At 59.8% G+C, this 20,681-nt stretch carries 13 protein-coding genes; 12 read left to right on the forward strand and 1 reads right to left on the reverse strand.

Going from position 1 to position 20,681, the window contains the following annotated elements:
- Positions 1–33 precede the first annotated feature (33 nt).
- The 8 genes from JNB91_RS20490 to JNB91_RS20525 all read left to right on the forward strand — a co-directional run bounded on the left by JNB91_RS20490 (position 34) and on the right by JNB91_RS20525 (position 13,118).
- Positions 34–1,308, forward strand: a complete 1,275-nt coding sequence (locus tag JNB91_RS20490; RefSeq protein ID WP_220327325.1) for a flagellar hook protein FlgE — start codon at positions 34–36, stop codon at positions 1,306–1,308.
- Positions 1,309–1,326: 18 nt separating this feature from the next.
- Complete coding sequence (gene flgK, locus JNB91_RS20495; protein WP_220327326.1) at positions 1,327–2,787, forward strand: flagellar hook-associated protein FlgK; 1,461 nt, start codon at positions 1,327–1,329, stop codon at positions 2,785–2,787.
- A 2-nt stretch (positions 2,788–2,789) separates the two neighbouring features.
- On the forward strand, positions 2,790–3,824 hold the full coding sequence (locus JNB91_RS20500) for a flagellar hook-associated family protein (RefSeq protein WP_220327327.1): 1,035 nt from the start codon (positions 2,790–2,792) through the stop codon (positions 3,822–3,824).
- Between the two features lie 48 nt (positions 3,825–3,872).
- A complete protein-coding gene (gene flaF, locus JNB91_RS20505) occupies positions 3,873–4,220 on the forward strand; it encodes a flagellar biosynthesis regulator FlaF (RefSeq protein WP_112456095.1) in 348 nt (115 codons plus the stop codon).
- The gene (gene flbT, locus JNB91_RS20510) at positions 4,217–4,663 is read left to right on the forward strand and encodes a flagellar biosynthesis repressor FlbT (protein ID WP_220327328.1); all 447 of its coding nucleotides are present in this window, start codon (positions 4,217–4,219) and stop codon (positions 4,661–4,663) included. The genes flaF and flbT overlap by 4 nt, the downstream gene beginning before the upstream one ends.
- Positions 4,660–5,115, forward strand: coding sequence for a flagellar hook assembly protein FlgD (flgD, locus tag JNB91_RS20515; RefSeq protein ID WP_220327349.1), 456 nt, complete (start codon positions 4,660–4,662; stop codon positions 5,113–5,115). Before flbT ends, flgD begins: the two co-directional genes overlap by 4 nt.
- Before the next feature lie 49 nt (positions 5,116–5,164).
- Positions 5,165–5,431: a flagellar biosynthetic protein FliQ gene (locus JNB91_RS20520; protein ID WP_220327329.1), complete on the forward strand. Its 267-nt coding sequence runs from the start codon at positions 5,165–5,167 to the stop codon at positions 5,429–5,431.
- A 367-nt stretch (positions 5,432–5,798) separates the two neighbouring features.
- Positions 5,799–13,118, forward strand: coding sequence for a beta strand repeat-containing protein (locus JNB91_RS20525; protein ID WP_220327330.1), 7,320 nt, complete (start codon positions 5,799–5,801; stop codon positions 13,116–13,118).
- Between the two features lie 68 nt (positions 13,119–13,186).
- On the opposite strand, the gene JNB91_RS20530 is transcribed toward JNB91_RS20525, so the two are convergent.
- Positions 13,187–15,235 (reverse strand): O-linked N-acetylglucosamine transferase, SPINDLY family protein, encoded by a 2,049-nt coding sequence (locus JNB91_RS20530; RefSeq protein WP_220327331.1) that lies wholly within the window; start codon positions 15,233–15,235, stop codon positions 13,187–13,189.
- A gap of 289 nt (positions 15,236–15,524) precedes the next feature.
- Between JNB91_RS20530 and JNB91_RS20535 the strand changes: the two genes are divergently transcribed.
- The 4 genes from JNB91_RS20535 (at position 15,525) to JNB91_RS20550 (ending at position 20,508) form a co-directional block, all read left to right on the forward strand.
- Positions 15,525–16,157, forward strand: a complete 633-nt coding sequence (locus tag JNB91_RS20535) for a hypothetical protein (RefSeq protein WP_220327332.1) — start codon at positions 15,525–15,527, stop codon at positions 16,155–16,157.
- A gap of 88 nt (positions 16,158–16,245) precedes the next feature.
- Complete coding sequence (locus JNB91_RS20540; protein ID WP_220327333.1) at positions 16,246–17,991, forward strand: GumC domain-containing protein; 1,746 nt, start codon at positions 16,246–16,248, stop codon at positions 17,989–17,991.
- A 110-nt stretch (positions 17,992–18,101) separates the two neighbouring features.
- Entirely contained in the window at positions 18,102–19,001 is a 900-nt protein-coding gene (folD, locus tag JNB91_RS20545; RefSeq protein WP_220327334.1) for a bifunctional methylenetetrahydrofolate dehydrogenase/methenyltetrahydrofolate cyclohydrolase FolD, read from the forward strand.
- A 145-nt stretch (positions 19,002–19,146) separates the two neighbouring features.
- A complete protein-coding gene (locus JNB91_RS20550; RefSeq protein ID WP_220327335.1) occupies positions 19,147–20,508 on the forward strand; it encodes an ABC transporter substrate-binding protein in 1,362 nt (453 codons plus the stop codon).
- The last annotated feature ends 173 nt before the right edge of the window (positions 20,509–20,681 follow it).

The following is a 20,681-nucleotide window of genomic DNA, read 5'->3' on the forward strand; positions in this document are numbered from 1 at the left end:
AATGTGGAGCAACTATCACAGCGAGGATTCGAAATGAGCATTTTTGGAACCATGAAAACCGCCGTATCGGGCATGAATGCTCAGGCGAACCGCCTGGGGACGGTTGGTGACAATATCGCGAACTCGAGCACGACCGCCTACAAGGGTGCATCGACCTCGTTTTCGTCACTGGTTCTTCCTTCCACCTCCGGCAACTATAATTCCGGCGGCGTAGAGACCAAGGTTCGCTACTCGGTTTCCGAGCAGGGTGCGCTTGAATATACCACGTCCGGATCTGACCTCGCGATCCAGGGTGAGGGTTTCTTCATCGTCCAGGACACCGCCGGCAACATCTTCCTGACGCGTGCCGGTTCCTTCGTACCGGACGAAGAGGGCTACCTCGTCAACGCTGCAGGCTACATGCTTCTCGGTTATAACGCCGATGGAGGCACGCCGACCACGGTCGTCAACTCTTACGATGGCCTGGTTCCGGTAAAGGCTTCGAACTCCGCGATTACTGCTGTCGCAACCACCAACGGTTCGCTGACTGGTAACCTCAACAAGTCAGCTGATGCTGTTGCGATTGGCGGTTGGGCAAGCGACAACTCTGCGACGACCGATGTTGACATGGACAGTATCCTGAAGACCTCGGTGACCACGTATGACGAATACGGCGCGTCCGTCACCTACGATTTCTACTTCACCAAGACCGGTGACAATAGCTGGGAAGTAGCCGCGTACAATGCCGCAGACAAGAGCACCACTGGTAGTGGAAGCTTCCCTTACTCGAGCACGGCCATCCGCGCTGACATGGTATTCGATTCGAAGGGCCTGGTGAGCATGAGCGGCACCGGGGCCGGGGCCGATGGTAAATCGTTGATGGTCAATGGCATCTCCTTCGATCTTTCGGGCATGAACCAGCTCTCGAGCGAATCCCTCATCTCCGAGGGTAGCGCCAACGGCAGCCCCGCGGAATCGATGACCGGCATCCAGATCGATTCGGACGGTACCGTCTACGCCACCTACGCCAAGAGCGATCCGAAGGCTCTCTATCAGGTTGCCATGGCAACGGTTCAGAGCCCGGATAATCTCAAGCTTTTCTCGGGCAACGTTTACAAGCCGACAGCCGACTCCGGCGTCGTCACCATCGGTTTCGCCGGCACCACCGGCTTCGGTGAGATCGTGGCCGGCGCGCTGGAAACATCCAACGTCGACCTCGCAAGCGAGCTGACCGAAATGATCGAATCGCAGCGCAGCTACACCGCGAATTCCAAGGTATTCCAGACCGGCTCTGACCTGATGGATGTTCTCATCAATCTCGCCCGTTAAGGCGTAGGAGTTAAGTGAATGTCCATCGCGTCCGCAATCAACACGACCAAGTCGATCCTGAGCAACACCGCGACTCAGACGGCAACGGTGTCGACCAACACGTCCAACACCACCAATGAGGATTATAATCGGCGTACAGCAATTACGACGACAAATCCTTATTCGGGTGCGACGACGGTCAAGATCGAGCGGACCGAGGACGCGGCTCTCCTGAAGCAGACATTGTCGGCGATTGCCGACAATGCCGGTCAGCAGGCCTTGTTGGAGGGGCTTGTATCGCTTGATGCGGTGATGGGCGGCAACCAATCCTCCGCGACGCCTTCCCAATATCTTGCGGCTCTGGTCGAGTCGCTGGACACATATGCCACGTCGCCGAGTGATGTGACCCTGGCCGCCGCCGCCGTTGCTGCAGCCGGCGATGTTGCCAAATCCCTCAACCAGCAGACGTCTGCGGTCCAGAACCTGCGCGTCGAGGCGGATTCGCAGATCTCGTCGACCGTCGACAAGTTGAACCAGCTCCTGAAGGACTTCGAGAAGGTCAACGACAAGGTCAAGGAGAAGACCGCAAGGGGTGAAGACCCCAATGATGCACTCGACACGCGCGAAAGCCTCGTAAAGCAGATCTCCGAAATCATTGGCGTCACGAGCACCGTTCGCGATGGCAATGACATGGTGCTCTACACCAGCGGCGGCATCACGCTGTTCGAGACCGTGCCGCGTGCCGTGACATTCGAACCCCGTGCGGCCTTCGATGCGGAGACGACCGGCAACGCCATCTATATCGACGGCGTGGCACTCGCTGCCGGCAAGGGCAGCAGCACAAGCGCCAACGGTTCGCTTCAGTCGCTGTTGCAGCTGCGTGACGAAGTCTATCCCGGCTACCAGAAGCAACTGGACGAGATCGCCCGTGTGACGATCAATGTCTTTGCCGAACTGGATGCCACCGATAGCCGGATACCTGGCCTGTTCACTGTCAACGGCATGAACCCCGACGATCTGTCGCTTGATCCTGCCGATGCGACAATCGTGCCCGGCCTGGCCGGCCTGATTACCGTCAATCCGAATGCCCAGGCAGATCCGACAAGGCTGAGAAACGGCAACGTCAACGACGACAGCGTCAGTCCGAATACGGGAAATGCTGCGGGTTTCTCGGACCTTCTCTACAAATATCTCGCTGGCTTCGAGGAGACAGTAAGCTTCGACGGTGAGGCCGGAACGACGACCAACGCCACGCTTCTGGCCTTTTCGACAGACTCCGTCGGTTGGGTCCAGGAATATCGAAGCAATGCCAGCACGGCTGCGGAAAGCACTTCGGCCATGCAGATGCGGGCAAAGGAAGCTTACGCCAATGCGACCGGCGTGAACCTTGACGAGGAACTCATTCTCCTGCTGGACATCGAGCAATCCTACAAGGCGGCAACGAAGCTGCTTTCGACGATTGACGAGATGCTGGCTTCACTGATGCAGGCGGCTAGCTAGTCATGAAAACAACGTCAATCTCATCCCTCGCCATTAGTCAGTCGATGCAATCCACCGTCTCCAGCGCGATGACGGAGATTGTCAAGCTGCAGGACGAAGCGGTTACCGGCACCTATTCGGATGTGGGCCTGGAACTGGGCACCCGCACATCGACAAGCCTGGATTATTCGCGTGAAAGCAGCCGGCTCCAGTCGGTCATCGACTCGAATTCCTTCGCCGAGACGAGAATGGAAGGGTCACAGCTTGCGTTGACCAACATCTCCAATGCCGGACAGACGCTGCTGGACGCCCTGACCGCCTTGAGCGGCAACACCGACGTCAACAGCCTGAAGGTTTCCGCCGACAGCGCACAATCGGTTCTCGAGAATTTCGTCAGCTACGCGAACACTGCCGTAAACGGAGAATACCTGTTCTCCGGCACCGCGACAGATGTTCAGACCTTCGGTGACGATTTCATCGATAACGTGACGGACGACTTCAACACCGCGTTTCGGGCGTTTATGGATGCCACAAACGGTGTGACGTCGACGGCTGCCGATGTTACCGCTGATCAGATGAAGACATTTTTGTCCGATTACGAGACAGGATTCGACTGGCCGACCTGGAATAACGCGTCTGACAACGTAATGATGACGCGCATAAGCTCTTCGGAAACCGTAGCGACATCCACCAGCGCCAATTCCGAAGGTTTCAAGAACCTTGTCCTCGCGTCTGTGGTAGCCTCGCAATTGACGAATGCCGGGCTCGGTAGCGGAGCCCTGTCCGTAGTGAGCCAGAAGGCGACGCAATATGCCGGCACAGCAATCTCCGGCGTGACTGCTCAGCAGTCGGCACTTGGTTTGTCGCAGGAACGCATCGACAAAGCGAACACGTACATGAGCAACCAGATCACGATCATCGATACGCAGCTGACGAGCTTGGTGGGTGTGGATACGGAAGAGGCTTCGGTTCGCCTGTCGACGCTGTTGAACCAGGTTGAGACTTCTTACTCCATCACCTCTCGAATCTTAGGCATGAGCCTCGCTGATTATATCTAGTCATCGTCATGTAAGGACGATGCGCGCTCTACCATGAAGGGTAAATGAATGTTTCAGTTTTCATACGCGGAGATCATGGAGGATGATCTCACTGTCGCCCGCGAACGAGAACGCCAGATCCTGACAAGATCGATTGAATTGTTGGAGGTCGCGAAGCAGAGCGACAAATACGACAAGGATTCGATCGAGGCCGTCTACTACACGAGACGGGTATGGATAAGGTTGATTGAAGATCTCCGGAGCGCCGACAATCAGCTTAGTGTGGAAGTCAGAGCCAATCTAATATCGATCGCAATATGGATACTGAAAGAGTTGGAGAACATCCGCCGACGGACCTCCACCAACTACCAAGGTATCATAGACATAACCATCATCATTCGGGATGGACTTAAATGAAAAGTACGCTACGCCTTTCGCTGAAATCCGGGGAAAAGATCTTCGTCAACGGTGCCGTCCTTCGGGTGGACCGGAAGGTTTCGATTGAATTCCTCAACGACGTCACATTCCTGCTGGAAAACCATGTTCTTCAGCCCGAACAGACCACGACGCCGCTTCGGCAGCTCTATTTCATCGCCCAGATGATGCTGATCAATCCCGAAGGCAAAGAGCACTCCATGGCGCTCTTCCGCAAGTCGATCACCATGCTGGTGGCCTGCTTCCAGAACGAGGAAGTTCGCTCCGAATTGAAGCGGATCGACGGCATGGTCTCGTCGGGTCGCCCCTTCGATGCATTGAAGGCCATCCGCGCCCTCTACCCGGTCGAGGAAGCCATTCTCAACAAGAACGAAATCACGCCGGCAGCCGTTATGGAACTGCGAAAGGAAATCGCGCTATGGTGACGATCACGGCTACCAGTTCGTCTACGCAGACGACAACGACGACGGCGGCCCAGACCGCCTCGACGTCCGACGCTGCCAAGGCGTCTCTCGACTATAACAGCTTTCTCAAGCTGCTGATCACGCAGATGCAGAACCAGGATCCGACGGATCCCATGGATGCGACCGAGCAGGTCTCGCAGCTTGCGACATTCTCGCAGGTCGAGCAGACGATCAAGACCAATACCAATCTTGAGAACCTGATCAGCCAGTCGAACCTGTCGAACGCGTCGAATTATGTCGGCAAGACGATCACCAGCGCGGATGGCAAGACGACCGGCGTGATCGAATCCGTCGACGTGACGTCTGACGGGCTGACCGCCGTGACGGAGGAAGGCAAGCTGATCAAGATTCAGTCCGGTATCACAATTTCGAGTACGAATTCGACTGACGGCGAGTACACAATTCAGATTTAGTGTGTCAGAGGCATATGACCATCTATATGCCGATGAAGGGTAGAATGTCATGAACGAGGCCGATGCGCTGGACATTATGCGCAACGCCATCTGGACGATCCTTGTCGCTGCGGGACCGGCTGTTGGTGCGGGCATGATCGTCGGGGTTTCGATCGCGCTGATCCAGGCACTGACACAGGTGCAGGAAATGACGTTGACCTTCGTGCCAAAGATCATTGCCGTCATGATCGTTATCGGCCTGTCGGCATCCTTCATCGGTGGACAGATCGGTTTGTTTTCGGATCTGGTTTTCTCACGCGTGCAAAGCGGGTTCTGATACCCGCATCATTTCGTCTCCGACATTCGGAAACCGGCGAAGATCACTCTGCGCGCAGGCCGGCGCCACACTGGCCTGTTCAGTCCCGCACAGCCGATCGATCTATTCTGGTTTGAAGCGTTTCGGGCATATACTCCCGTAAATCGATACTCAATCAGATTTTCTGTGCGCTGGAACAAAACTTCAGCTTCGCACAAGTCCGTCTCCCTACAGCTTCTGATGTCATCGGCGTGAATGCCGGTTGTAGCTCGCCATTTTCGGGGGGATGGGGCGGCAGGATCATGCTTCCTCACATTGTTCGCCATACCGGAGAAGCTGTTCTCCGGGTTTGTCTTTAAGCATTTGATCAAGCGTCAAGGCTCTGTACATGACTACGACCATTTCCTCGCTCAGCGTTACCCAAATCAGGTCGCTTTCGACGGCGGCAGTTGCGGCATGGACGACCGATGACGTGGCGTCATTGTCCACGGCCCAGATCAAGGCCCTGTCTTCCGAGCAGATTTCTGCGATGGATACGGAAGACATCGAAACGATGAATTCCCAACAGCTGAGCGCAATTGCGACAAATGCGATCGTCGGCCTGACGATGGATCAGCTTGCCGTTCTCAGCAAGATTGCAATCGAAAGCCTGAGCACCGGCCAGGTCGCAGCACTGACGACAGCCCAGTTGCAGGCATTCTCTACCGATCAGGCCGAGGCCCTGACCTCGTCGCAGGTAGGCTCCTTGACCTCGGACCAGCTTGCCGCGCTGACACCTGCTGATCTTGCAACCTTCTCGACGGAGGACATGGCGGCTCTCAATCCGTCAGCAATCGTCGGCCTTAGAACCGAAGTCATGGCCTCCTTGACGACCGCGCAGGTCGCCGCACTCTCCGCCGGCTCGATTACCAGGCTGACGACTGACCAGGTCATGGCGCTTTCCACCGGTCAGATTGCCTCCTTGACGACGGCCCAGATCGGTGCCCTTCGGTCTCATCAGATAGCGGTTCTCGGAACCAACGATATCGCCGCGCTTTCGACCGCAAGTATCGCCGCGCTCAGCAATGGCGCGGTTCTCGGCTTCTCCAGTGCCCACATCGCCGCCCTTACGTCCGCCCAGATTGCGGCCGCCAATACGGCATCTATCGTAAGCCTGACGACCGCGCAGATCTCGGCATTCTCTACTGGACAGATCGCGGCTTTGACATCGACACAGATCGGTGTGCTGAAAGCAGTGCAGGTTGCAGCGCTGAGTACGGAGATGGTTGGCGCGCTGACCACCAGGCAGATCTCCGCCCTCAGCACCTCAAGCGTATCGGTTCTGAGCACGGATCAGATCAATGCACTGTCGGCCAGACAGATTGCGGCGCTGACGACGGACCATATGCAGGCCTTGAAGGCAACGCAGATCGTCGCCTTCTCCACGGATGACATCTCTAGCCTGACACCGGAGCAGGTTGCCGCCCTGAGTACCAGGGCGATCCTTGGCCTCACAACCGATCAGGTTGCAGCCTTCTCGCCCCGTCAGGTCGAAGCATTGACCGCTCTCCAGATCAGGGTGTTGTCATCGGATCAGGTCGGCGCTCTTGGCGCCGATGATCTGGCGACATTCTCGACTGATGAAATCGCTGTCCTCAGCAACAGGGCCGTGGCCGGGCTGTCGACTGAGGTCATGGCATCGCTCTCCGCCGCTCAGGTCGCATCCTTCAGCACAAGCGCAATCGCTGCCTTGTCCGCGGGGCAGGTCGATGCGCTTAAAACTGACCAGATCGCCGCTCTGACGACGGGTCAGGCTGCGGTGTTGACGTCCCAACAGCTCGCCGTGCTCAGCGCGGCGGACCTTGCAGCCTTCTCCACGGCCAACATAAGCGCGCTCTCCAGCCGCGCCATTTCAGGCCTCAGCACCAGTGCCATGGCCTCTCTGTCCACGGCGCAGATCGCTGCATTGAGCACCTCAGCCGTCGGACGGCTTTCATCCGAACAGATGGAGGTTCTGTCCGTTGATCAGGCGAGGGCCCTGACCGCCGCGCAGGTAAAGGCGCTGACTGCAGCGCAGCTCGCAATGCTGACACCGGCAAAGCTTGCCACGTTCTCGACCGAGGACATGGCGGCGATCACGAGCTCTGCAATCGGCGGCCTGAGTGCAAATGCTATCGCTTCTCTTACCACCGATCAGATCGCGGCCCTGGCGCCCGGCGCTGTCGGGGGAATGAACACCGAGCAGCTCGACAGGCTTTCGCTGGCACAGATCAAGGCCCTGACCACTGATCAGATCGGCGCGTTGAAGACGTCGCAGATCGCAGGTATCGGGACTGACGGCATCGCCGCCCTGACGACGTCGCAGATCGCCGCTCTTTCCGCCGCAGCGATTTCTCGCCTGACCGTTGCCCAGGTCGCGGTCTTGAGCTCGAGCCAGGCCGAAGCGCTGACCACCGCCCAGGTGAAGGCGTTGACGTCCGCCCAGATCGCAGCACTTGATCCGGAGGACGTGAAAACATTTTCGACGGCTGAAATGGCCGCTCTCGCGACCGCGGCAATCGGGGGAATGAGCACGGCGACGCTGAAGGCATTGTTGCCGGACCAGATCGCCGCGCTGACTGCGGCCGTCGTCGGAAAGATGACGACGGAGCAGGTGGCGGCCCTGAGCGGCAAGCAGGTTGCCGCGTTGACCACCGCTCAGATCGCGGCCCTGTCGTCATCCCAGCTGGGGGCAATTGACTCTGAAAGTGTGCTTGCCCTTTCCGCAAAATCTGTTGCGGCGATCAGTGCAAGGGCTATGGCTGGGCTGTCGGCCAGCACGATAGCAGCCTTGTCGACAGATCAGATTGCAGCCTTGAATGCGGGAGCGCTTGCCGCCCTGTCGACGGATCAGATCGCAGCGCTGTCGAGCGATCAGGCGTCTGCTCTGTCCACGACCCAGATCAAGGGACTGACATCCAAGCAGATTGCAGCTCTTTCCACCGCAGCGCTGGCATCCCTTTCGAGCAGCCAGGTGGCTGCGCTGTCGACGCCGGCTTTTGCAGCGCTCACGACAGATCAGATCGCGTCACTTTCGTCGTTGCAGCTTGCGGCTCTTTCCACGGCGCAGATTGCAGCGCTGACGTCGCTTCAGGTAGGAGCGCTTTCGCCCGAAACCATCGCGGCCTTCACGCCTGCTCGGTTTGCCGTGATGAATGCCGGTGCCATTGCAGCATTGTCGACCGACGTGATTGCAGCACTTTCGACGGCCCAGATTGCAGCGATCAATACCGCCGGGGTTGCAAGCCTGACGACCGACCAGATCGCCGCACTTTCGACGGCCCAGGTCGATGCCCTGACGACGCTTCAGATCGGCGTATTGAAGACCTCCCAGATCGCCGCCTTGAGCACCGCGGACCTCGCGACCTTCTCGACAGCCGATATCGCGGCGATCAACGCTAAGGCCATCGCCGGCCTGAGCAACAGCGCGATCTCTTCGCTGACCGGCGAGCAGCTCGGCGCGATCAGCGCAACGGCAATCGCCAATCTGACCAGCGACCAGATCGAATCGCTCAACTCGGCCCAGATCGGAGCTTTGACGAACAAACAGGTCGCAGCCCTGACCTCGGCGCAGATCGCGGCATTGAGCGGGACGGCAATCGGGCATTTCAGCTCTGCGCAGATTGCAGCGCTGAGCACCGCGGGTCTGAGGGGCCTGAGCGAAAATCAAATTGCCGCGCTGACGACAGGCCAGATCGCAGCCCTGTCCACGCTCCAGATGTCGGCGCTAAGCTCGCTGCAGATCTCGGCATTCGGCACGAATGATATCGCGGCGCTTTCCACCGCACAGGTTGCGGCATTGAGCACCGCCGGTGTGACAGGCCTGTCGACGGCGCAGATAGCGGCTCTTTCGACGGCTCAGGTCGATGCCCTGACCGCAACGCAGATCGCGGTTCTAGATATCGACCAGATCGAGGTCCTCTCCTCGGCCGATCTTGCAACCTTCTCGACAAAGGAGATGGCGGCAATCAGCTCGGCCGCCATTTCCGGCCTGTCGACTGCGGTACTGACTTCGTTGTCCACCGCGCAGATCGCGGCGCTCAGCGCCAGCGGTGTCAGCGGTTTGACGACAGGCCAGATCTCGGCGCTTCTGTCCACCCAGGTGGCTTCATTGACGACCAGGCAGATATCCTCGCTGAGCGCTGCCCAGGCAGGTGCGCTCGGCACGGATGATATTGCCGCTCTGTCCACGGCTCAGGTCTCGTCGTTCAGCACGGCCGGCATTTCGGGCCTGACGACCGGGCAGGTGGCCGCACTGTCCAAGGCGCACGCCGGCGCCTTGACCAGCGTGCAGGTAGCAGCCTTGAGTTCCGCCCAGATTGCCGTCATCGGAACGGAGAATATCAAGACCTTCTCCACCTCCGACGTCGCTGCGATCAATACCGACGCCATCTCCAGTCTGACGACGGCCGCCATTGCCGCGCTTTCGGCAGACCAGATCGCCTCCTTGAGCACCGCCGCGATCGCGTCTCTCACGACAAAGCAGATCAACGCGCTGAGCACCGGCCAGATTGCGGCTCTTTCCAGCAAGCAGGTCGGCGCCCTGACCTCGCAACAGATTGCGGCGTTGGGTGCAGATGATATCGGGGCGCTCTCGACCTCCGCACTCTCGGCGATCAGTTCTACCGCGATCACCGGCCTCACGACCGATACGCTGGCTGAGCTTTCGCCGGAATTGATCGCCGGTCTGGGAACCTCGGCAATAGCCGGTCTTACCACAAGGCAGATTGCAACACTGAGCACCGACCAGATCGGAGCCTTGAGCACCCGCCAGATGGGCGCGCTGAACTCGTATCAGGCTGCAGCCCTTTCGACCGAAGATCTAGCCGCGCTGACCACCGGTCAGATTGCCGCACTGAGCACTGCCGGTATCTCAGGGCTTTCCGAAAGCCAGATCGAGGCTCTGACGACGGCCCAGACCGAAGCCCTGACCGCAACGCAAATAGCTTCGCTATCGTCGAAGCAGGTCGCAGCCCTTGGAGCGGATGATCTCGCTCTTTTTGCAACCAGGGAAATCGGTGCCCTGAGCTCCGGCGCTGTTGCCGGACTGTCATCTGCCACTCTGAAATCCCTGTCTAACGAGCATGTCGCGGCCTTCAGCACGGCTGCGATCACCAGCCTGTCCACCGGGCAGATGGCCGCATTCTCGACAGCCCAGCTTGCCGGGATGACCAGCAGCCAGGTCAGCGCATTGAACGCAAAGCAGCTCGAAGCGCTTGGCACGACCTATATCGCGTCCCTTTCGACGGATGAGATCGCCGCTCTCAGCACCTCTGTCATCGCTGGTCTATCGACGGCGCAGATCGCTACACTGACGCAGGCGCAGGCGCAGGCCCTGACCAGTTCGCAGGTCGCAGTCCTGAGCTCAAGCCAGGTTGCGTCGCTGGGCAGCGATGATCTGGCGCTCTTTACGACCAGAGAGATCGCGGCCCTCAGCGCCAGCGCCATGGCCGGGCTTTCGACGGAGGTCCTCGCATCCCTGACGAGCGACAAGATCGAGGCATTGAGCTTCTCGAGCATAGCCGCCCTTTCGACCGCTCAGGTGGCAGCCCTCAGCAGCAATCAGCTGACTGCCCTTACGACGGGCCAGATCGGGGTGCTGTCATCGAGACAGATAGCAGCACTCGGCACGGCCGGCATATCGACACTGTCGACCGGACAGATCGCCGCCATGGCGACTGCCGGTGTAAGCGGCCTGACCTCGGCGCAAGTCGCGGCGATGTCGACGGGCCAGGTGGAAGCGCTGACGAGCACGCAGGTCGCAGTTCTGACCTCGGCACAGGTTGCCGCACTCGGCGCGGATGATCTGGCCGTCTTCTCGACCAAGGAGCTTGCAGCTCTCGGCTCCGGCGCCATCACAGGTCTGTCCACCGCTGTCCTTGCCGCATTGTCGACCGAACAGGTCGCCTCGCTAAGCTCGGCTGCAATCGGCGAACTGACAACCGGCCAGGTGGCGGCACTGAGTAGCGCCCAGATCGATGCCTTGACGACAGCTCAGATGGGCGCTCTCGGTTCGAAGCAGATCGCGGTGCTCAGCACCGACGCGATTGCAGGTCTGTCGACCGGCCAGATCGCGGCGCTCGGCACGGCCGGCATCGCAGGCCTGAGCGCAGCCCAGATTACCGCGCTGACCACCAGCCAGGTCGAGGCTTTGACCGCAACGCAGGTCGGTGCACTGAACTCGGGTCAGGTTGCGGCTCTCGGCACAGACGATCTGGCCGTCTTCTCAACGGCCGATATCGCGGCCCTGAGTTCCAGCGGTGTGGCGGGATTGACGACCACCGTTCTGGCGGCACTTTCCACCGAGCAGATCGCGGCCCTGAGCGCCGCGGGCATCGCTGGCCTCAACAGCAGCCAGATCGCGGCTCTGAGCACGGATCAGGCTGAAGCTCTGACGGCGACGCAGATTGCGGCTCTAAGCTCGAAACAGCTCTCTGCATTTGGTCTTGATGATCTTGCGACCTTCTCGACCGCAGAAATCGCAGCCATAAGCTCGGCCGCCATTTCCGGTCTGTCGACTGCGACGATTGCGGCCCTGACGACGGAGCAGATAACGGCTCTGGGAACCGCCGCCATTTCCGGCCTGACCACCGGCCAGGTCGCGGCGCTCAGCCTCGACCAGCTCGAAACGCTCTCTACGGCGCAGATCGGCGCTCTTTCATCACGCCAGGTCGCAGTGCTGACCACGGCGGAGATTGGTGCGCTGAGACCGGAGCAGATTGCGGCCCTCTCGACGGCGGGCATTGCGGGCCTGACCAGCGAACAGACCGGTGTGCTGACGCTGGACCAGATTTCCGCACTGTCCACGGCGCAGATTGCGGCGCTGACATCGACGGCCATATCCGGCCTCACGGTGGATGATCTGGAATCCTTCTCGCCCGAAAAGCTTGCTGCCATCTCGTCAGCGGCGATACCGGGCCTGTCGACCGGCTTTATCGCAGCCCTGTCGACGCAGGAGCTTGCCGCTCTCGGCACGGCCGGTATCTCCGGTCTTACCAGCGCGCAGGTTGCGGCCCTGACGAGCGAGCACCTCGACTCGCTCTCGACGGCGCAGATCGCAGCCTTCAGCGCAACCGGACTTGCCGGCTTGACCACGGAGGACATGGCGTCCTTCTCGACGGCAGATCTTGCCGCCATCGGTACCGCCGCGATCAAGGGCCTGTCGACCGCGATCATCGCATCGCTGACGACGGAACAAATCGGCGCGCTGTCCGCCGGCCAGGTCGGCGGTCTGAACTACAATCAGATCGTGGCGCTTTCCACGGCCCAGGTCGCGGAGCTTACGACCGCGCAGATCGGCGCTCTCAACGCGCTTCAGGCCGCAGCACTGGGTGCCGATGACCTTGCCGTCTTCACGACGGAAGAGATAGCGGCCCTCGGCACAGGCGCAATTTCCGGCCTCACCCCGTCGGTCGTCTCTTCGCTGACGACAGCGCAGGCGGAAGCCTTGACCCCGACCCAGGTCAATTCGCTTACCTCGGGCCAGCTCGCGGCATTGTCGAATGAGGGACTGGCGACATTCTCTACGGCCGATATCGCAGCCCTTAACAACGCTGCCCTTCCGGGCCTGTCGACGGAAAGCATCGTGGCCATGTCGAGCGCTCAGCGCGACACGCTGATCGAGACCCATATGGCGGCATTGAGCCCGGAACAGATATCGACAATCATCTCTCTTTACATGGCAGCGTAAGCTGAAGAGAGAGACGACAACACAGATTACAACGCCGGCTTGATCAGGCCGGCGTTGTCGTTTTGGGCCTATCGATCCGACCCGGTCCATAGACGGTTGTCGGCCGGGATCGGCGACTGGTTGTCCCATTCGGCAAGCTTTTCGAGGTAATGCTGGCGATAGTCGCCATCATCGCAATAGTCGACATGGGCCTGAACGAGCTCGGCACCGATCTCGTAATAGACCTCCATGTTGCGCAGGTCCGGTACCGGTGTCTCGCCACGCTCGCACTCGCCCTGCATCTCCCAGAAGATCTCTTCCAGCCGGCGGGCAAGGCCCGGAATGTCGCGAAGCACGCTGGTCTCGCGGCGGGCGGCAAGCTGGTCCCTGATCAGCTTCAGGCTGGCCGGGTTTTTCGCGTAACCGATAGCCTTTGCCACATAGTTTTCCGGATCGCTGCACAAAAGCTCCGCAACACCGGCGGCATGCACGATGCTGTGGCAGAAACGGGCGGCAAAGCTGCGGCCGGGGAATGTCAGAACCGGCAGTCCCATGGTCAACGCGTCGGCTCCGGTGGAATGCGCACCGTAAGGGAACGTGTCGAGGAACAGGTCGGCCACAGCGATACGCGCCAGATGCTGCGCATTGGCAGCCTTCGGAGCAAAGATGATCCGGTCGCTGGTAACTCCAGCCTTTTCGGCAATCTCGCGCAGCCGCTGATCCACCTTGTCGCCGCCCGTCAGAAGCCAGAGCACGCTGTTTGGCGCTTCCCGCAGGATTTGCATCCAGTGTCCGAACGTGGTGTCGGTAATCTTCTGCATGCCGTTGAAGCAGGCAAAGACGAACTTGTCCTTCGGCAGCCCTGCCTCTGCGCGTGACGGCTTGTTTGCGATAGTCCGCTTCCGGTCGATCGGCTGGTTGCAGGCGATGCGGAAAACCTTTTCCGAGAAATAAATCTCGTTGTCTTCAGGCACGATATGCTCGTCGGCGATCATGTACTGATGGAACAGGCTGCCCATCGAACCCGGATAACCGCAGAAATTGACGATGACCGGTGCCGGCCGGTAGGCGAAGATCCGCGTCCGGGCGTGTTTCGTGTAGCCGTTGACATCAACGAGGATGTCGATCTCGTCATCGCCGATCAGCTTTGCGGCTTCGGCGTCGGTCAAGGTGGCGATGTCGCGCCAGCAATCGACAGCCGCCTTCATCCGCGTCTGTGTTTCGTCCCGCAGCACCGGATCGCCGCAATAATAGGCGTAAATCTCGACGCTTTCCTTGTCATGCAGTTCAAGCACTTCCCTCAGCGCAAACCCGACGGCGTGGTCTCTGAGGTCGGAGGAAACATAGCCAACCCGCAGGCGTTCCCCCGTTCCCGTCTTCTGCTTCGGAATGCGGCGCTGCAGGTCTTTCGTCTCGACGTGCCCGACCAGCGACCTGTTGTAGCGATAGGCCTTGGCCAGCTGGAAGATCGGATCGTCCGAATAACACGCAAGCGTGAGAGGCGACATGGCGTCGATCATTTGCCGCTGTGTGGCATGGGTCGATGGCGTCAGAACCGGCCATTTGCACTGGCGCTGGCGCAGCGCACTCCAGTGCTGCCCTGCCTCCGGCTTGTCGGGACGAAGCTCGATCGCCTGCCACAGCGCGGTTTCGGCCTCTTCGAGCAGGCCGGCATTTTCCATCACGCGGCCGATATGCTGAAGCGTCATCAGCCGGTGGCTGACCCGGTCGGCGGTGCTTTCGGCGGTAAGCGCAGTATAGGCCTGCCATTGCTGGATCGCCTGCACGGCAAGCCCGCCGTCTTCGAACGCACGGCCGAGGTTGATATGTGCCGGTCCGAAGGCGGGATCGAGCTTCAGGCAGGCGCGCAAGGCGTTGATCGCGCCGGCAAGGTCGTTCAATTGCCTTAGCGTAACCGAATAATTGAAATAGACGAGATGCAGGAAAGGATTGCTGTCGTTGAAGGCGATCCATGCCTTGTAGATCTCGGCAGCCTCCGCTTTCTGGCCCAAAGCGCTGCGGCTTTCGGCAACGGTGAAGAGATCGGTGAAGGCAAGCCGCTGGGTGCGGGCAAGTTCCAGAATTTCGGCGAGCGGGGCGTTGGGAGATAAGCTCATCTTGTCGACCTTGGCATCCATAAAGTTCTGCAATTTATGATGTAGGCAATAACGTCGCCGGCCTTGCCTGGACATGCGCCGGCATCATGCCGGACACCTCTGGTCTTATCGCCTCGGAACAATCATCGGCAAGGCCGCACAAATATGTGTCCCCATCGGATTCACAGAACTCTGGTTGCTGTGCGGCCCCATATCCGCCCGCGTGACGCATAACCGCGCAAAGGTTGCATTTTAACGTCTTGCTTAAATGCTGCTTGAGGACACGATGTTATAGGATCGGACAGATAGGAATTCTTCGACAGAACCGGTCATGAGCGCAGGCAAAAAATCCTCCAAAGCACTGTCATCCCGAACATTCCTGGGCTTGCCGATCTCCACTCTTGGTTGGAATGCGGCGCTTGCCCGTGCGGAAGAGCTTGCCTTGTCAAAAGGTAACCCTGCGACGCTCTCCTTTCTCGATGAAGCAACGCTCGCAGGCGTCATGCTCGGCCTCGGTCGCCGCGATATGTTGAAGCACCATCTGCTTTTGCCGGCCGGCGGCGCGTTGATGCGCCTTTTGCTGAAGCTCGTCCCAGGGCATTCTAGTGATGCGAGATTTTCTTCCGCCGGCTTAGTCTCCGCCTTGCTGACCTATTTTGCGCAGCCTCGCCGTATCGGCATTTTCGGTGATGACATGAAGCGCCTGGAAGCGCTCCGTGCGCATTTCGGCCGTCATGCGCCCTGGCATGAATTTGTCGCCATTTCCCCTGACGCAAACCCGCTTGGCCGCCTGGATCTGGTAATCGTTGAAGGCAATTCAGGCGAACAGGTCGAACATCGTTTGCGCGGTGCCGATATCGGGCTGGTTATCATGACGGGCAGGGGCCTTCGCCGGCTCGCCCGCCCGCAACCGGTTTCCACTGCCGGTGCCAAACCTTCGACATCCCAGCCATCTCTGGCCTGACGGTTAACCTTTTGTTTGCCACAAAAATTTAAGCTGCGTTAATGACTGCGGGCAATCTCGGCTCCGCTGTCGGCAGAGGTGGTGAACGATGTATGGGCAGATCGATGCCGATGCAAAAGACAGGCAAGCGCTTGACGAGACGCCGTCGATGTTTCGCCGGTTCCGTTCGGCTTGGCTTGCGCTTGGTTCGGCTGTTGTCCCCACGCTTGCTATCACCGCCGCCTTCGGAATCACCATCCCTTTTGCAGCCCTGCAACTGAGCGGCACCCAATTCAGAGCCGAGACGCAGATCGCGGTGACCACGCAAAGCGGGGCTGCTGTTCATTCGGCCATTGAGGGGCTTGGGTCCAAGGCGGCTTTGGACAATGTTATCCGCACACTCAATCTCGCAAACGGCGAGGAAAATCGCCCGACGATCATTCGCGTCATCTCCGAAGTCCTGTCGGGGGACATGACGACGGTTTCGCAAGCCGAGGAAGCTGCACGTCAGCGGCTGCGGGATGCGATCTCCATCAATTATGATGCTGCCGGTAGCCGGATCGTGCTCGATGCGAAAGCCGATGATCCGCAGACGGCGGCCGCGATCGCAAATCAGCTGGGGCGCGAACTTCGGCGTGCGCTTGTCACAAGTGTCGGCGAAATGCCGAGTCCGCAGGTGGATGCCATGCGCAAGGCCGCCGACCGCGCCGAATCCGCGCTTGCAGGTTTCGTCGGCAAGCTGGACGAAGAGACACGCAAAAAACTTCAGTCGCTTCATGACGATCGCCGCACGCTCGATGCCGACATCGCTGACACCGAACATCGCCTGGCCGAACTGGGCGACAAGCAGCAGATGGCATCGGGTATGAAACTCGCCGATGTACTGGCCAAGCCGCTGCCCGACAGCCTGGAATTTACCGGCCTGGAATACGAGCGCCAGCGCTATGTGCAGGCGGAGCTGACCACGCAGCAGCTGGCTGTCAATCTCGGGCCGCTCCACCCGCGGCTGATCGCCGCCCAGGGCGCGCTGGATGGTGCAAGGCGTGATGTCGGCAGCGCGCTGCGCCAACTCGTTTCCTCGCTCAAGGATGATTTCGCGGCGACCACGAAATCCTTGGCTGAGCTCAACAATCGCAAGGCCGCGCTGGAAGCGGACAAGCCGCTGACCGAAACGGCTGCGCAGCTGTCATCCCTGCAGGTGGCCGCGGAAGAGGCGCGCCACAATCTCGAAAAGATCGAGGTAACGTCTTCGTCCTCCAGACAGGTCATGACGTCCGCTCCGCCGGTCCTGCGTGCTGCATCGCCGACTGCGGCCGTGCAGCTTGGGCCGGATGTGTTAAGGCTCGCGGGCCTCGGCGCGCTTGTCGGCCTTCTCGCCGGTCTCACTATCGCGGCATTGCGTTATCGCCGTCAGACACGGCTGGCGGTGGAATTCGAAGAGATGCCAGTTCAACTGGATTTGCCCGAGCACGATCTTCTGCCCGAGCCGGCTGCATCGGTCGTCAGCGCCGACGAGCGCCGACTTCATCATTATGACGAGAATGAACACCTCTTCGATAACGAACCGGAGCAGCGTTTCGCCGCCAATGACACGACCTTCGGTGACAGGATGCGCTCGCTGCTGATCGAAAACCGTTTGCCGGTAAAGGCGACGTATCTGCCGCCGAATGTCGGTGCATTGGTGGAAGAGTCCTTTAGCCGTCGCGGTGAGGAAAGCTGGCAGCGTTGGGAAGACGCGGCTGCGGATGTTCCTGAATACGACCAGGAGGAGCTGCTGCAATTGCAGCGTGAACTGGCGGAGCTTCGCGAATTGGTGGCTGAACATGCAGCGCGTAAGCTGAAGGCAACCGGCTGATCCGGCACAAACTCCTTGCATTTGCCCGATCTGGACAGCATAGGGCGTGCACGGGCAATCGGCCGTCCGCCGATCCCCTCATTTTACGCTTCAGAAGCGAGGAGTTCACCGTGGCATTTGTGATCGATGGCAAGGAAGCAGCCGCTTCCGTGATTTCCGCCGTAACCGAGGCATCCGCATCGCTGGAAGGCAAGACCGGTATCAAGCCGGGCCTCGCGGTCATCATCGTCGGCGAAGATCCGGCAAGCCATGCCTATGTCAATTCCAAGGGCAAGATGGCCAAGCAGTGCGGCTTCAACTCCATCCAGCACACGCTGCCGGAAGAGACGACGCAGGAAGATCTGCAGGCGCTCGTCGACACGCTCAACGCCGATCCGGCCATTCACGGTATTCTCGTCCAGCTGCCGCTGCCGAAGCATTTCGATAGCGACGCGATCATCCAGTCCATCCTGCCGGAAAAGGACGTCGATGGCCTGAACATCGCCAATGCCGGCAAGATCGCCACGGGCGACCTCGAGACCGGTCTCATCTCCTGCACCCCGGCTGGCTCCATGCTGCTCGTCAAGCGCGTTCACGGTGAGGATCTGTCAGGCCTCAACGCCGTCGTCATCGGCCGCTCCAACCTGTTCGGCAAGCCGATGGGGCTACTGCTCTTGGCCGCTAACGCCACCGTCACCATGGCGCATTCCCGCACCAAGGATCTCGCCTCCGTCTGCCGCAATGCCGATATTCTGGTCGCAGCCGTCGGCCGGGCCGAAATGGTCAAGCGCGACTGGGTCAAGCCGGGCGCAACCGTCATCGATGTCGGTATCAACCGCGTGCCGGCTCCCGAAAAGGGCGAGGGCAAGACCAAGCTCGTTGGCGACGTCGCTTTTGCCGAAGCTTCGGAGGTTGCGGCCTCGATCACGCCCGTTCCGGGCGGCGTCGGGCCGATGACGATTGCCATGCTGATGGCCAATACCGTTATCGCCGCACACCGCGCCTGCAGCCTGTCCGTGCCAAAATTCTAAAATTTGCACATTTGTCGCGCCATGGTTGCGCGATAGCCCCTTGATTCCTCAGCAGGAGCGTTAAATCATCACTCCGGTTGCCACGTCGTCGCATGTGGCAATCTTTCAGGTCGACTTAAACGATTTTGAGAGGGAGGAGGATTTGATGAGGACGTCTGTATGGATCGGCACCGCTATGGTTGCCTTGATCGCGGGCATGGCACATGCGCAGGAACTGAAGTTTCCGCCGGGTGAGGATGCCAAATTCAACTGGAAGAGTTTTGAGGATTTCAAGGCGGCGCATGCTGATCTCAAAGGCCAGAGCCTGACGCTGTTCGGTCCCTGGCGCGGTGAGGACGAAGTTCTCTTCAACAGCGTACTTGCCTATTTCAACGCCGCCACCGGCATTAACGGCAAATACTCCTCGTCGGAAAACTACGAGCAGCAGATCGTCATCGACACCCAGGCAGGCTCGCCGCCGAATATCGCCATCATCCCGCAGCCTGGCCTTCTGGCCGACCTTTCCACCAAAGGGTTCCTCACTCCGCTCGGCCAGGAAAATGCCGATTGGGTGAAGACGAATTACGGCTCCGGCGAGGACTGGATCCGCTATGGTACCTACAAGGGCAAGGATGGCAAGGAAGGGTATTTCGGCTTCCCCTTCAAGGCCGATCTCAAATCGCTGGTGTGGTATGTGCCGGAAAACTTCGAGGAAGCCGGTTACGAAATTCCCAAGACCATGGAGGACCTTGTCGCGCTGACCGACCAGATCGTCGAGGATGGCGGCGTGCCGTGGTGCATCGGTCTCGGCTCCGGCGGCGCCACGGGCTGGCCGGCAACCGACTGGGTCGAGGATATGATGCTGCGCACCCAGACGCCGGAAACCTACGACAAGTGGGTGTCGAACGAGGTGAAGTTCGATGACCCGGCCGTCGTCGGCGCAATCGAGGAATTCGGCAAGTTCGCCAAGAACGAAAAATATGTCGCCGGCGGCGTGCCCGCCGTTGCCTCCACCGATTTCCGCGACAGCCCGAAGGGTCTCTTCGACATTCCGCCGAAATGCTACCTGCACCATCAGGCCTCCTTCGTCCCGTCCTTCTTCCCGCCGGACAAGGAACTCGGCGTCGATGCTGATTTCTTCTATCTGCCGACCTACGCCTCCAAGCCTGAGCTAGGCACCCCGGTTCTCGGTGCCGGCACGTTTTTCGCTATCACCAAGGATAGCCCCGCCGCCAAGGCCTTCATCGAGTTCGTGAAGACGCCGATCGCTCACGAGGTCTGGATGGCGCAGGCCTCGTTCCTCACGCCCTTCAAGGGCGTCAACCTGGACGCCTATGCCAACGACGTCCTGAGGAAGCAGGGCGAGCTCCTCACCAACGCCACGACCTTCCGCTTCGACGCTTCCGACCAGATGCCCGGCAAGATCGGCGCCGGCGCCTTCTGGACAGGCATGATCGATTATGTCGGCGGCAAGGACGCCAAGACGGCGGCAGGGGAGATCCAGAAGGCCTGGGATGGGTTGAAGTAACGCTGCTCAGGTATGAAACACCCCCTCTGGCCTGCCGGCCATCTCCCCCACAAGGGGGGGAGAGGAGCATCGGCGACCGCTCACCCCGTCTTTGAGTTTCGGTGGGTGCGGCAAGGTTAAGCCCTCCCCCTTGCGGGGAGGGTTGGGAGGGGACTTTCTTGATTGGCCGCGAT

The sequence above is a fragment of the Aliirhizobium wenxiniae genome, from assembly GCF_019511445.1.
Lineage (GTDB): Bacteria > Pseudomonadota > Alphaproteobacteria > Rhizobiales > Rhizobiaceae > Neorhizobium > Neorhizobium wenxiniae_A.